At 44.5% G+C, this 15,394-nt stretch carries 11 protein-coding genes; 3 read left to right on the forward strand and 8 right to left on the reverse strand.

Annotation, left to right across the window (positions count from 1 at the left end; translation table 11 throughout):
- Positions 1 to 84 precede the first annotated feature (84 nt).
- The 8 genes from mmsB to IEE84_RS07600 form a co-directional block, all read right to left on the reverse strand.
- A complete protein-coding gene (gene mmsB / locus IEE84_RS07565; RefSeq protein ID WP_224737682.1) occupies positions 85 to 1,002 on the reverse strand; it encodes a 3-hydroxyisobutyrate dehydrogenase in 918 nt (305 codons plus the stop codon).
- 193 nt (positions 1,003 to 1,195) lie between these two features.
- Positions 1,196 to 2,470 (reverse strand): enoyl-CoA hydratase/isomerase family protein, encoded by a 1,275-nt coding sequence (locus IEE84_RS07570; protein WP_191113716.1) that lies wholly within the window; start codon positions 2,468 to 2,470, stop codon positions 1,196 to 1,198.
- Positions 2,471 to 2,524: 54 nt separating this feature from the next.
- Positions 2,525 to 3,307, reverse strand: coding sequence for an enoyl-CoA hydratase (locus IEE84_RS07575; RefSeq protein WP_191113717.1), 783 nt, complete (start codon positions 3,305 to 3,307; stop codon positions 2,525 to 2,527).
- Between the two features lie 32 nt (positions 3,308 to 3,339).
- Positions 3,340 to 4,500 (reverse strand): acyl-CoA dehydrogenase family protein, encoded by a 1,161-nt coding sequence (locus tag IEE84_RS07580; protein WP_191113718.1) that lies wholly within the window; start codon positions 4,498 to 4,500, stop codon positions 3,340 to 3,342.
- A gap of 219 nt (positions 4,501 to 4,719) precedes the next feature.
- Positions 4,720 to 6,204, reverse strand: a complete 1,485-nt coding sequence (locus IEE84_RS07585; protein WP_191113719.1) for a CoA-acylating methylmalonate-semialdehyde dehydrogenase — start codon at positions 6,202 to 6,204, stop codon at positions 4,720 to 4,722.
- A gap of 339 nt (positions 6,205 to 6,543) precedes the next feature.
- Positions 6,544 to 8,565: a propionate--CoA ligase gene (locus IEE84_RS07590; RefSeq protein WP_224737685.1), complete on the reverse strand. Its 2,022-nt coding sequence runs from the start codon at positions 8,563 to 8,565 to the stop codon at positions 6,544 to 6,546.
- Between the two features lie 313 nt (positions 8,566 to 8,878).
- Complete coding sequence (locus tag IEE84_RS07595) at positions 8,879 to 10,549, reverse strand: fatty acid--CoA ligase (RefSeq protein ID WP_191113721.1); 1,671 nt, start codon at positions 10,547 to 10,549, stop codon at positions 8,879 to 8,881.
- 212 nt (positions 10,550 to 10,761) lie between these two features.
- Positions 10,762 to 11,886 carry an MFS transporter gene (locus tag IEE84_RS07600; RefSeq protein ID WP_267442784.1) on the reverse strand — a complete coding sequence of 375 codons (1,125 nt, stop codon included), beginning with the start codon at positions 11,884 to 11,886 and terminating at the stop codon, positions 10,762 to 10,764.
- Positions 11,887 to 12,476: 590 nt separating this feature from the next.
- Between IEE84_RS07600 and IEE84_RS07605 the strand changes: the two genes are divergently transcribed.
- From IEE84_RS07605 to IEE84_RS07615, 3 genes are all read left to right on the forward strand, one after another.
- The gene (locus IEE84_RS07605; RefSeq protein WP_191113722.1) at positions 12,477 to 13,421 is read left to right on the forward strand and encodes a dienelactone hydrolase family protein; all 945 of its coding nucleotides are present in this window, start codon (positions 12,477 to 12,479) and stop codon (positions 13,419 to 13,421) included.
- Positions 13,422 to 13,730: 309 nt separating this feature from the next.
- Complete coding sequence (locus IEE84_RS07610; protein WP_191113723.1) at positions 13,731 to 14,477, forward strand: hypothetical protein; 747 nt, start codon at positions 13,731 to 13,733, stop codon at positions 14,475 to 14,477.
- A 132-nt stretch (positions 14,478 to 14,609) separates the two neighbouring features.
- On the forward strand, positions 14,610 to 15,356 hold the full coding sequence (locus IEE84_RS07615) for a hypothetical protein (RefSeq protein WP_191113724.1): 747 nt from the start codon (positions 14,610 to 14,612) through the stop codon (positions 15,354 to 15,356).
- Positions 15,357 to 15,394 lie beyond the last annotated feature (38 nt).

The raw sequence follows: 15,394 nt of genomic DNA on the forward strand, positions 1-15,394 counted from the left end.
ATTAGTATGTTTAAGAACGGGTATGTCTAAGAAGGTTACATTTAAGAGAGACAGTCAAGAGAGTCACAGTTAAGAGAGTCATGTCTAAGACAATAATGAGACATCATGACGTCCAATAATACTAGAAAAGTCTTTATCACTATTCTCTACAGTATGTGAGGCGTATAACTCTGTCGCTTTGGCACCCATCGGTGTATCCACCTGCGTGTCTTGAGCTGTCTGCATCGCAAGGTTTAGATCTTTTTGCATCAACTTGCTCATAAAGCCGCCTTGATAGCCATTGCTAGAGGGCACATTTTCCATGACTTTTGGATAAGGATTATAAACTTCTAGTGTCCAGTTACGCCCTGAGCTCTGTAGCATGATGTCTGATAGCACTTTGGGGTCTAAACCATTCTTGACGCCTAGATTAATTGCCTCTGCCGTACCTGCCATCAGAATACCTAACAGCATATTGTTGCAGATTTTTGCGACTTGTCCTGCGCCGTGCTCGCCAGCATGAAAGATATTTTTCCCCATTACAGCAAGTATTGGCTCAGCCTTAGCAAAAGCAGCATCATCGCCACCAACGATAAAGGTCAAACTACCAGCAACTGCCCCGCCTGTACCACCAGAGACTGGTGCATCTAAGAAGTCTATCCCAAGCTTACTTGCCGCCTCTGCTACTTTCCTTGCATCAGCTGCCGCAATCGTACTACTGTCAATCACAAGCGTGCCTTCTGGCAACTCTGCTAGCAGACCATCAGAGCCACTATCACCCAAGTACACCGAATGTACATGCTGACCTGCAGGCAACATACTAATCACAACTTGAGCATTACTTGCAGCATCTTTAGGACTTTTTGCGACACTAGCCCCTGCTTGTGCTAGGCGCTGGGTTGCAGCCTCAGACAAATCAAAGACAGATAGCTCGTAACCTGCCTTTAATAAGTTCTCTGCCATTGGCGCACCCATATTACCAAGTCCAATAAAGGCAATATCTGGTTTAGAGTTATTATTCATTGTACTTATATCCTTTGTACTCATCTCATCACTCCTTGATGATTTATGATGTAGCCATTGCTACATACTATTTAACAGTATTTATTAGTGAATATTGCTTATTAATGAATGCTGCTATCTTATGTCTTAGCACCTTTCTTTAGAACTTTATAAAATCGCTGATTGTCTTACGTTATAGATCCCTTTTAGGCAATTAGCCGACATACTGACTACCCAAGGCATCCTTACCCAGCCAACCGCCCAAAGGATGCTCACCTTTTGGATAAGGATTGACAAAATGCTGATCGATATACGCCTGCCCTTCTACACTTAAACAGTCTGCTAATGAACGCGACCATTTAGGATTTCTATCTTTATCAATTAACAATGCCCGCACGCCTTCTTTAAAATCAGGATTGGCCGCGCAATGTACTGCGACATTGGTCTCTAAATACAGTACTTGTTCGATGGATAGGTCAGCGACTTTGTGATACAGCGCATAGGTTAACACTGCTGTTACTGGGCAGCCATGGCGATAAGTGGCGACTGCGCGCTGCGTCCAGCTGTCTGCTGCAAAATCTTGGTTTAGCTGTGCGAGCGCAGTATCGCTTTGTAGCAGCGTATCAATATCAGCCAAACCGCCACTATTCATCAGTTGCTGAATAGGTTGCCAATATGTTGCAAGCTTACTATCTGGCAGCTCAGCGACTGGCAGCTCAGCAAGCGCACGGCTAACAATACTATGTGCACTATTGTTATGGTATTTATCTGAACTACTAACGCTATCTACCGTTTGCCAGTTGCTCTGTTTGAGACATTGGATAACGGCATCATAATCATGGCTGGCAATAGCATACTCTGCCAGATTAGCTAATAGCGCATCGTTGCCATTGCACATCGCACCAGTTAGACCTAAAAACAAACCCGTCTTAGCAGGCATACGCTGCAAAAACCAACTGCCAGAAGCATCAGGGAACAGTCCAATGGTGACCTCAGGCATGGCAAAACGCGTGCGCTCAGTGACCAGACGATGACTGCATCCTGCCATCAGCCCCATCCCGCCGCCCATGATGATGCCATCACCCCAAAGTATCAGTGGTTTCGGATAAAAGTGCATTTGACGATAGAGACGGTACTCATGACTGAAAAACTCAGTAGCATACGGGTTTGGCATTGATGCACTGGTAGACATGCTGTCATAGAGCTTACGAATATCGCCGCCCGCACAGAACGCTTTGTCGCCTGCACCTTTTAATACAAGCGCAACCACTTGGTCATCGGCTTGCCATTGCTCTAACTGTGCTGAGAGCAATTGACACATATCAACGCTGAGTGCATTAAGTGATTTTGGGGTATTGAGCGTCATGACCCCAATCAAATGTCCGCAATCCGTCGACTCAGTATTGAATAATACAGACGCTTCTTGTTCTGCATTATTTACTGATGTTTGCGCGTTAGTGTCGTTCGTCGGTGTCGTAGCTGCTGTCATAAAAGTGACCTACAAATTAGATAATAAAAATGGCTCAATTGTTTTGACTGCTGTTTATTTGTTTTGCCAATTGGGTTTACGCTTTTCTAAAAATGCTTGTACCCCTTCGCGCTGATCTTTGGTATCAAACAACTTCACGAAAGCTTCACGCTCATGGATGAGGTTCTGCGCAGGCGGGGTGTCTCTAGCCGCTTGAATAAGTTGCTTGGAATAACTGACGGCGACGGGTGATTGCTTAGCGACTTTTTTTGCCAAGGCCTGAGCGACTTGCAACCCTTCGCCTTTGGCCGCGACCTCTTCAACCAGACCGATACGCAATGCCGTATCTGCATCGACCCGCTCACCGCACAGTATCATGCGTTTTGCCCAACCTTCCCCTACTAACATAGGTAGGTTTTGCGTGCCGCCAGCACATGGTAATAATCCTACGCCTGTCTCTGGCAATGCCATCTGGGCGTGCGCTTCTGCGATACGGATATCACAGGCCAATGCACACTCAAGTCCGCCGCCCATCGCATAGCCGTTAATGACAGCGATACTGACACCGCGATAGGCAGACAATGCTTCAAACGCCTCACCAAATGCAATCGCCATACTTATTGCGCGGCCTTTATCGCCGTCTGAAAAATTATTTAAATCTGCACCAGCTGAAAAGAACTTTTCGCCATCTCCATGCACGATTAATGCGTAAACATCATCGTTGGTATTGAGGTCGGTAATGAGTTTCTTAAGTGCATGTAGACTGTCCATCGTCCACGTATGTGCCGGTGGGTTATTCAGCGTCAATGTTGCGGTATGGCCATCAATTGATAGCTGTAGATTTGTATAGTCTGTCATAAAACATCCTTGTTTTAGTAAAGCGAGATAAATTAGCGGAGCTGACTTAACCCTTCATCTTGCAAAACTTGACGTGAAATAATCACTCGCATGATCTCATTCGTGCCTTCCAAGATTTGATGCACACGTAAGTCTCGTACATGGCGCTCAAGCGGATACTCATTTAGATAACCATAGCCGCCGTGTAACTGCAGGGCTTCATTGGCAACATCGAAACAAAGATCCGTAGACAGACGTTTTGCCATTGCGCAGTAGGTAGACGCTTGCCCATCATTGTTGTCGACTTTATCAGCTGCTAGATACAGCATTTGGCGTGCGGCAATGGTCTGAGTCAACATATCAGCAAGTTTAAACTGTACCGATTGTAATCTAGCAATCGGGCTGCCAAATTGACTGCGCTCTTGCACGTAACTGGTTGCGGTCTCTAACGCCGCTTGTGCCGTACCTACCGCACAAATGCCGATATTAATACGACCACCATCTAGTCCTTTCATCGCGATACGAAAGCCTTGACCTTCCTCACCTATCAGGTTTTCTACAGGGACTTTAACGTCTTTAAAACTAATCGTGCGTGTCGGCTGTGCTTTCCAGCCCATTTTATGCTCGTTTTTGCCATATTCGATACCAGCACTATTGGCATCTACGACGAACGCTGACACGCCTTTTGGCCCAGCAGCACCAGTACGCGCCATCACCACCAATACATCGGTTGAGCCTGCGCCAGAAATAAAGGTTTTCTCACCGTTCAGTACGTAATGCTCGCCTTGCTTCTCCGCTTTGGTACGTAATGAAGCTGCATCAGACCCTGCATTTGGTTCTGTTAGGCAATAGCTGCCAAGCCACTCACCGCTGACCATGTTAGGTAGATATTTTTTGCATAGCGTATCGCTGCCATATTCACCAATCATCCATGCGGCCATGTTATGAATACTCATATACGCTGCTACAGCCGTGTCGCCCCATGCAAGCTCTTCGAATACCATCGCTGAGTCCAGTCTTGGGAGGCCCAAGCCATCATATTCTGGATTGGTGTACAGTCCCAAAAAGCCAAGCTCACCAGATTTCTTGATTACATCTATTGGGAAATGCGAGTTGCGATCCCATTCGGCAGCATTTGGCTTTAGCTCTTTTTGCGCAAACTGACGGGCCGTTTGGCGAAAGGCGACTTGGTCATCGGTCAATGAAAAATCCATAGGGTCATCCTTGTTCTTATAGATCAAATAGAGGGCTTCAATCTCAGATAAACGTTAGTAAAAATGTTAGTAAAAATGCTGATCAGAGATTTTATAAGACATTAGCGCGACATGATAGCGGCATAACGATAATAAAATTGCGTTTAATAGTACCGCAAGTCGTATTATCGTCATACCGAAAACACAAAATGTCATAATGAAACAACAATGAGCGGACGATTAAATTGAAATCGTTGTGTTGACACCGCGGCTCGCTTCATCATCAAACCAACGCGCAGTCACGGTCTTTGTCTGAGTATAGAACTGTACGGCTTGCTTGCCATAAGGCCCTAGGTCACCAAGCTTGCTGCCACGTGACCCTGAGAATGAGAACATAGGTAGTGGCACAGGGATTGGCAAGTTAATACCGATTTGACCAACTTGAATGTCTTGCTGGAATTTATGTGCAGCTGCCCCTGACTGAGTAAATATCGCCGTACCATTGCCATGTGGATTGGCATTCAATAGTGCAATCGCTTCGTCCAAGCTATTAGCACGCATAATACATAGTACTGGACCAAAGATTTCTTCTTTATAAATTTGCATATCACTTGTGACATTATCAAAGATAGTTGGACCGACGAAGTTACCCTTTTCAAACCCTTCAACGGTAATTCCACGACCGTCTAGAATCAAGCTCGCGCCCTCTTCTACCCCAGTCCCAATCAAATTCTCGACACGGGCCTTCGCAGCAGGTGAAATCAGTGGGCCCAAGTCCTTGTCATTTTTGCCAGCTGAGACCACTAAGCTTTCTGCTTTTGCTTTAATCTCATCAATCCACTCGCCAGCTGCGCCTACTAGTACGACGACCGATAGCGCCATACAGCGTTGACCCGCTGCACCAAATGCTGCGCCTGCTAACTGATTGAGCGTCTGCTCTTTATTGGCATCTGGCAAGATAACGCCATGATTTTTGGCACCCATCATACACTGTGCACGTTTACCTGACTGGCTTGCACGCTCATAGACGTGTTTGCCTACATGAGTAGAGCCTACAAAAGAAACGGCTTTGATATCTGGATGGTCGCAGATAGCATCGACGGTTGCTTTGCCGCCATGTACTACGTTTAGAACACCTTCTGGTACGCCCGCTTCAATCGCTAGCTCTACCAAACGCATAGTCACCATCGGATCCTGTTCAGACGGTTTTAAGATGAATGTATTACCCGTAGCAATCGCCATTGGGAACATCCATAGCGGAATCATCGCTGGGAAGTTAAACGGTGTGATACCGGCGCAAACGCCGAGTGGCTGCCAAATGCTATAAGTATCGACACCTGACGCAACGTTTTCTACGAAGTCGCCGATTTGCAGATTGGCGATACCAGCGGCATGCTCTACCACTTCTAGGCCACGGAACACATCACCGCGTGCATCAGCAATCGTCTTTCCTTGCTCTGCGGTCAAGATTTCTGCCAACTCATCCATATGATCACGAATCAGAGACTGATATTTCAAAAAGATACGCGCACGCGTGGTGATTGGCGTTTTGCGCCATGTCTCAAACGCTGTCTGTGCGGATGCGACCGCTTGATTAATCTCATCATTGGTGGTTTGTGGCACTTTGGCGATGACTTCTTGCGTCGCTGGATCAGTAATATCAATCCATTCGTCGGTGTTTGACTGTACGAACTGACCATTGATGAGCTGTTGAACGTGGTGCATAAGATATCCTTATCTTTTTTGCGAGACTACCGTGTGACGGCACCTATTTATTAGAAAAATAAAAGCGATGAGTGTTTGTCTATAAAACATTATTAAAAATCGAATTTTAAAATGATTTATTTTGTATCGTTATTGACTATAACAATAAACCATTTTTACGGTCAAGCGCTTTATCAAAATTTTATCTAAGTTTATTTTAATGACACGTGTTCCTATAAAAATTGTTTAAATAACAAAAACAAAAAAGCCCATGATGACTCATGAGCTTTTTAAAGTTAACCTGACTTTGATACGCGATGAACAACATCACTATTTTTGTATAAGGCTAATTTATACCAATCAATAATCCTTCATCGCTTGCTTGATCGCATCGATAGCGGTTGGGTTATCAAGCGTTGACATATCCCCTGTCGGTTGGTTTTCCGCCAGAGCACGAATTGAGCGACGTAAGATTTTACCAGAACGAGTTTTTGGCAGTGCCTGCGGGAAGTAGATAGCAGCTGGTCGGGCTATACCGCCCAAAGATTTGACGACAGCGCCTATCACTTGTTGCTCGATACGGAAACGGTTTTCGGTGGTTTCAATTTGCGTCTGATCTTTTAGGACGCAGAATGCAATAGGTAGCTCGCCTTTTAGCTCGTCTTGAATACCCACTACGGCACACTCTGCCATCTCTGGATGCGTACTGATTGCCTCTTCAATCTCTTGCGTGCCTATACGATGTCCTGCGACGTTAATCACATCATCGGTACGCCCTAAGATGTAGAAATATCCTTCTTCATCTGTCACTGCATAGTCCGAGGTTGAGTACTGCTGACCATCAAACAGACCAAAGTAGCTACTGATAAAGCGCTCGTCGTTACGCCATACCGTGGTGAGACAACCAGGTGGTAATGGTGCTTTAATTGCAAGCAATCCTTTTTCGCCAGCCTGACAAGGATCGCCAGTCTCCTCATTGATGACATGCGCCTCATAACCATACATTGGGTAACCAGGTGACCCTTGCTTGTGCGGCTTATGATTGAACTTTGGCGTATGGCTGAGGATTGGCCACCCAGATTCTGTTTGCCAATAGTGATCTAAAATTGGTACGCCTAGATGCTGAGTCAACCAACTAGCCGTCGATTCATCAAGCGGCTCGCCTGCCAAAAAGAACGACTTCACACTGGAGACATCGTAACGCGTCATCCAGCTTTCGTCTTGTTTTTTGAGCATGCGTACGCCTGTGGGTGCGGTGAATAAAATATTGACTTTGTTAGCTTCGACGATACGCCACCAGATACCAGGGTTTGGCATATGCGGCAATCCCTCATACATAATACTGGTCATACCCGCCAGTAACGGCGCATAGATCGTATAAGAGTGCCCTACAGCCCAACCAATATCAGATATCGCCCAGAACGTCTCGCCAGCCTTGCCGTCATAGACATAGTCTATCGACGTCGTCAGCGCGACGGCATGACCACCTGTATCGCGTTGCACCCCTTTTGGTGTGCCAGTAGTACCAGAAGTATAAAGCAAATAGGACGGGGTATTTGACTCGAGCCAAACTGGCTCCACGACTGCATTGGCCTCGCAGCTATGACGACGTTCAGTTGCATAATCAACATCGATCGCTTTGGTTTCAAATGGCAATATACCACGATTAATCACTAGCACATGCTCTGGTTTGACAGTCGCTTGCTCGACGCCTTGATTGACTAGGTTTTTATAATTGACGACCTTACCGCCGCGTAGCCCTGCATCTACTGTAATGACCATTTTGGCCTCGGCATCGTCCATACGGATAGCCAAATTATGGGCGGCAAACCCACCAAACACGACTGAATGGACGGCACCAATACGCGCACACGCCAGCATGGCATAAGCGGCTTCTAATATCATTGGCATATAGATAATGACACGGTCACCCTTGCCAATACCGTGACGCTGTAGCACATCAGCGAAATAATTAACTTCTTTATGCAAGTCATTATAAGTCAGGCGGCGCTTGGTATAGTCTGTATAAAACTCGACGTTATTGCCCAAATCTTTAAACGAATCAACGACCGCTGGAAAGGTTTCTATCAATTCTTGATTAATTTCTGATGACACCCACACAAAAGCATCTTGCTCTGCACGGTCTGCCAGATGACGATCGACACAGTTATAACAAAGATTGGTCTCACCGCCGATAAACCATCTGGCAAAAGGCAGATTACTGTCATCTAGAATTTGCTCAGGCTCTTTATGCCAATAGATACGCTTCGCCTGCTCAGCCCAAAACTGCTCTCGATCCGTAATAGACTCATGATAAATATCAGCGAAGTTTGGCGTGTCTGTCGTTTGAATAGAAACTGGAGATTGGGAATGATCGCTCATAGTAGCTGTCCTTAGCATAAACGAGAAATGAGGCAGTAGTATTTTATAGTTAAGACACTCAATAAGTTATAACGGTATTCACCTCGCGCGGCGCACTGTCTGCGTGCAACTGGCTGATACTAACTCTAAAATGCTTCAACTATAAAAAACCATGTCTTAGTAAATACTGGTCATCCTTGCCAGAATTAAAAAACCGATACATATTGTATCGGTTTAAAATGTAGCAGAGCCTATCGGAAAGGTCAACTATTAAGCGTGTAATACGCACTACATTTTGACGAATACAAATATTTGAAAATCTAACTAATACTAATTAAATCTCAGTTTGATTGGCATACATCTCACGCATGACTTTTTTGTCATGTTTGCCAACAGAAGTTTTTGGTAGCTCATCAACGAACTTAAACTGACTTGGCACGCCATACTTAGGAATGATACCGCGCTCTACCGCTTTTTCTGCAATCGCTTTGATATCATCAGCACTGGTATCCTTAGCATCAGGCTTTAGCACTACTAAAGCCAACGGACGCTCGCCCCATTGCTTATCACGTACGCCAATTACTGATACATCAGCCACTGACGGATGTAATGATAAAATAGTCTCAATCTCTAGTGATGAAATCCACTCACCACCTGATTTGATCACATCCTTTAAACGATCGGTAATTTTGATATAGCCATCAGGACGTATGTAGGCGATATCTTGGGTATGCATATAGCCATTTTCCCACAGCTCTTTGCCAGCGTCGTCATTTTTAAGATAGCTTTGGGTCAACCAAGGCGCGCGTAGTACCAGCTCGCCTGTATTGTCTGGTCCAGTTCCCACTGATTTGTTGCCTTCACCCCATACCTGAGCATCAACCATGAGTACGGGTTTACCTGTCATACAACGACGGGCAATATCTTCTTCTTCAGTCATTTCAGGCTCATCGAGACTAAAACCCGTTAAGCTAATAAGCGGCGCGGTCTCTGACATACCATAGCCTGTATAGACCTCAATGCCTTGTGCCATGGCCGTTTTGGCCAAACCTTCTGTCAGTCTTGAACCACCAATAATCATTTTTAGACCATTAAAGCTGGCGTCACGATCTTGTGCTTCTTTAAGCACCATTTGCAAAATCGTTGGTACACAATGGGTGATACTGACCTTTTCATTGACAATCAAATCCATCAACGTATCAGGTGCATAGCGACCTGGATAGACTTGCTTTAGACCTACCATCGTTGCTGTAAACGGAAAACCCCATGCATGCACATGGAACATTGGCGTCATCGGCATATAGACATCACCATAGCTCACACCTTGCTTATCAGGCAGCATCCCCAAGGTTGCCGCTTCTGCTAGTGTATGTAGCACTAGCTGACGATGGCTAAAGAAAACCCCTTTTGGATCACCTGTCGTGCCTGACGTATAAAAAGTCGTTGCGATGGTGTTTTCATCAAAATTCGGGAAATCAAATTCGCTATTGGCAGCTTCTAATAGCGCTTCATATTCGCCTGTGACACGGCTTTGATTACTACCAAAGATACCTTCAACAGTGACACCGTTGTCATCAAGCCAGATAATATGCTCAATACTTGAGTTCTCGAACTGATAGTCTTTCACCAATGGCGCAAACTCAGAGTTGAGCATGAGCACTTTGGGTTTGGCATGGTTGATGGTGTAGAGGATTTTTTCAGGTGATAAACGGATATTGACGGTCTGTAAAACGTACTCTGACATTGGCACGGCAAAATAAGACTCAAGATAGCGATGACTATCCCAATCCATCACGGCAATCACATCACCTGCATCAAGCTTTAGGTCTGCCAATACATTGGCAAGGCGATTGATCCGCTCAAACAACTCTTTATACGTCAGGCGCTTTTTGTCCGCATACACAATCTCTTGATCTTGGGATACCGTTTTTGCACGGCTTAATAATTGCTTGACCAGTAATGGATAATCGTAGGCAGATGGTGCACTGTGGTAAATGTTTGACATAGATCTGACTTCCTTGTTTGTCGTACTTATAAGGGGTAAATAACAATAATAACAATCAAGTTAATAGCAGCATAAAATCTACTGCGCTAACCATTTTAATTTTTATAATAACATCGTTATTGATAGTAAGAAAAAAGCAGCGCTGTGTAAAGCGGTCTTACATTAAGTATCATAAGATGGCTAACTAAACATATGCTACATTAGACAGCCAATCACTTCGTACATACTGTGGTTTTAATCATTCCAAAACTGGCTATTAATAACGCCAGTACCTGCACAAACAATAACAACCATACGGTAAGAGACCACTGCCCTCGCGCATAAGCTATGCCACCCAGCCATGCCCCTAGCGTACCGCCTGTATAGTAGCCCATATAATATAGACCCGAAGCCAATGAGCGACCCTTTTTCACATTGACCGCGATATAGCTGATGGTCGCCGACTGCGTGATAAATACACCAGACGACATAATGGCTAGTCCTATAATCACCCCCCATAATGGCGTGACCAGAGTCAATAACACCCCAACCATAGACACGACGATAGCCACCCGTACTGTACGCGCCGATCCAAATCGGCGTAGCAATGTCGTCGATAATGGCGTGATAATAACACCAAGCAAATATACTGCAAAAATATTGGCGAGCGCACCAGTACCAAGCTCATAAGGCTTATCCGCCAAATGTAAATTGATAAAAGTGAAGCAGCCTACAAGGGAGAACAGCACGCAAGCGCCAAGCAGACATGCTGTTACCACATAGCGATTGGTGACATGCTCACCCAGCGTCTGTATCGCTGAGCGAAAATTGGGGTTTGCCACAAAGTGACGAGACGATGGTAGCATCTTGCCGACCCATATTGCCCCCAGTAGCGTCATCGCCGTCATCACATAGTAACCATGACGCCAGCCTATCAGCTCATGCAAATGCCCTAACAAGAACCGACCCATAAAGCCGCCAAGCACGCATCCTGACACATAAAAGGACATCAGCTCAGTCATTGCCCGGCCCTCAAACTCCTCACCAATATAGGCAATCGTCACCACCGTAATACCCGGTACAGAAAGTCCCTGCATAAAACGCCAAATGCCGACCCATTCAATGCTCGAGCTCTGGGCAATAAGCGCTGTCGGTATCGCTAAAAACAATAAAGCACCAACGATAAACGACTTGCGCCCGACTGCATCTGAGAGCATGCCTAGAAATGGTGACATAATCGCAATGGCTAACACAGTGGCACCAACGATCATGCCAGCCTGCACTTCGGTCGCAGCAAAGTCCACCATCATGACCGGTAGCACCGCTTGGATAGAGTACACTTGCAAAAAAGCAAACATACCTATCAGGCCAATTGTAAGCTTCAATATCCACGACGTTGAATGATTGGAGGGAGCTGGTGGCACAGCTGTTATATCTTGGATCTGATCTTTAGAATTATTCACAGAGGATCTGACTATATTGGTTATACCATGACTGTAAATAATAACCGTCACTGGCGTGGATGATAGAGAGGAACAACGGTGATTTATGCTAAATGTATAAGCAAAAGCATCGTTATTAAACGATAAATGTTCATCATAATGACAAGCCGATTATGGTAGCACACTCACCAATATACTCAGGTTTAAAAGTGTTATTAACGCTTGATAGATTCTTTATTTGGATTCGAGATTATCGTAGAAAAACTTGACTAGGAATCACATTTCGACTTGAGACGGTGAAGACAGTTTTCGACTCACGAGGTCAAGATCAAAGTTACGTTTATTGCACATACAGGATAGTATGGTTAGATGCTATTTGCGCACTTGTTAAGTACTTAACTGCTTTAACGATTGATGACGTTGACAGTTAACAATCACTACCTACGTTTATCTTTTCTAACCCATAGACATGCACGACCACACAACCTTTTAAAATACAATTTACTATGACGAAAAATATATTGCTTTCACAACTTATTATCGCGATGAGTATATTGGTTTTCTCTACAATGGCTGTAGCAGAAATAACTGTCTCCGAGACTAGCGTTAAAAGCCTCAACCCAGTTGGATCATCACTCGACGCTACAAACTCACTAGCGGCAGTAGACTGTATAAAGGATGACGCTATTACTGCTACTGAGCTCACTAAAACACGTGATAATGGTCCGTTTTCTGTAAAGTCCAAGCACGTAAGTCGCCAATCAGCCAATGGCTTTGGTGGCGGTACCATACACTATCCAACAGATGCTGCTAGCTGTGGTCTGCTAGGTGGTATCGCGGTAGTGCCAGGTTACGTGTCTTATGAGTCTTCTATCAAATGGTGGGGGCCGCGTTTGGCCTCTTGGGGATTTGTCGTTATTACTATTAATACTAGCTCTATTTACGACAATCCAGATAGCCGTGCTGAGCAATTGAGCGCGGCTCTCGATCATCTCCTCGCTGATGAAACAGTAGGTCATATGATCGACTCAAACCGTTTGGGCGCGATTGGCTGGTCAATGGGCGGCGGCGGTGCGCTACGATTGGCAACTGAGCGCAGTACGGTGCAAGCCATCATTGCACAAACGCCCTATCACGATACGAGCTATGGTGCGATGGATACGCCTGCTCTATTCATCGCTTGTGAAAATGACCGTATCGCCCCGAATAAAAAATACACCAATACTTTTTATCAAAAAGCTGACGGTCCAAAAATGAAGGTCGAGATTAACAACGGCAGTCATTTTTGCGCCAGCCATCGTTTTAACGAAAAGCTATTAAGTAAACCTGCTATTGCATGGATGCAGCGTTATATTAACGGTGACACACGTTTCGATAAATTCTTATGTGGCAATGAAAGCTACAAAGATGATCCTCGTATATCTGCCTACGATTACGAAGACTGTTCATAAGTTATTTTTAACCTACTTACGAAAGGAAAGACAGCTTTCACTGCTGATGATGACATTTGAATAACGACACTTTTTTATTTTTACACATTTACATTGCTTCTATCTTTTTTCTTACAGACATTACTACCATAAAAATCAATAATCATATAGTCAATCCTCTATAAATTGGATACGGTGTCAGGCTCGCTTAGTCTACAACTTGTAGTACTTTCACTCGCCTTCCTTGTATCCAAATTATATTGAACCGACTATAGGGTGCTACAAACAAGTAAAACGATTGAATAAATGAACGATTAAGGAGCAATGTTGATGACTGATGAAATGTATGATTTGGGTGCAGGGTTTTGGAGTATTCGAGGCTCATTTATCAAAAACGGTATCCTTGATATTGGGGTTCAATGTGCGCTCATAAGACTATCATCAGAGCGATTTATCTTTATAGATAGTTATACATTAACTGGCGATGTGCGTCAGCAAGTCATGGCATTGACTAATAACGGTCAAAATGTCGAAGCTGTCCTCAATGTTCACCCGTTTCATACAGTACACTGTGCTCAAATGGCAAAAGATTTTCCGCAAGCGACGTTTTATGGCAGTAGCCGACATCCAAAGCAAGTACCTGAAGTCAATTGGGCAAATGATTTGGTCGAAAGCGATGCCGTTGCTGCGCGCTACCCTGAACTCCAATTCTCTATACCTCAAGGCATCCATTACATCTCACCTGACGAGACGGTTCATGCCAGCTCATTATTGGTCTATCATCCTGCTAGCCAAAGCATCTATATCGATGATACCTTTGAGATACCCCCTTCTAAGTTAATAAATGCCGTGCAGCCTAACCTAGGCTTACACCCTACTACCAAAAAGGCACTCAAAGATGAGCCAAACGCAGCGAAACACTATTGTAGTTGGGCTATAAATCTGGCACACGAATGGCGTGATGTTCGTCATTTTTGCGGCGCACATTCAGGCTTAGTGGTATTTGAAGAGAGTCAGTTTGAGACAGCACTTATATCAGCGATTGATTTGGCTTGCCCTGAGCTTGAGAAAGTATAAAAACAAATATAAAAGCGTAAAGAGTTAGAACACATACCATTAAAACAACTCGAAAGATGAAGCTTACAGTGAAAAATTAGCTTTGTTTTATTTACATATTCTATTTCATTTACTAGACGAGGAAAATTATAAATGACTGATCACATTCATGATTTAGGCGCAGGATTTTGGAACATACGCGGAACATTCCGTCTCGGTGGCGTACTAAATATCGGCACTCAATGCTCGCTAGTCAAGCTATCATCAGGAAAATTTATCTTTTTGGACAGTTACGCCCTAACGGGTGATGTTCGAGATGAGATTATGGCATTGACCAATAATGGTCAAGATGTCGAAGCTGTCCTCAACGTACATCCGTTTCATACAGTCAGCTGTGCTCAAATGGCCAAAGACTTCCCGCAAGCGACGTTTTATGGCAGTAGCCGTCACCATAAAAAAGTACCAGAAATCAATTGGGCAGATGATTTGGTAGAAAGTGACGCAGTCGCTGCACGCTATCCTGAGCTTAAGTTTTCAATGTCAGAGGGCATTTACTATATATCGCCCAATGAGATGATTCATGCAGGTTCTTTATTGGCTTATCATCCTGCCAGTCAAAGCTTGCACGTAGATGATACTTTTATGAGTCCACCATCGAAGTTATTAGAAACTGTATTACCTGAGCTAATACTGCACCCTACGACCAAAAAAGCACTGAAAAACGAGCCAAACGCTGGTGCGCAATACTGCGACTGGGCGACCAATTTGGCTCATGAATGGCGTGACGTACGCAATTTCTGCGCTGCGCATTCTTATCTTGTTCAGTTCAAAGAAGGTGGGTTTGAGAAAGCACTGGTGAAAGCCGTTAAGAAAGCACGTCCAAAACTAGAAAACGCCTAATTTCTCACACTTTAAACATATATTCTTAATAAGCATAA

This window comes from Psychrobacter sp. 28M-43, assembly GCF_014770435.1.
Taxonomy (GTDB): Bacteria; Pseudomonadota; Gammaproteobacteria; order Pseudomonadales; family Moraxellaceae; genus Psychrobacter.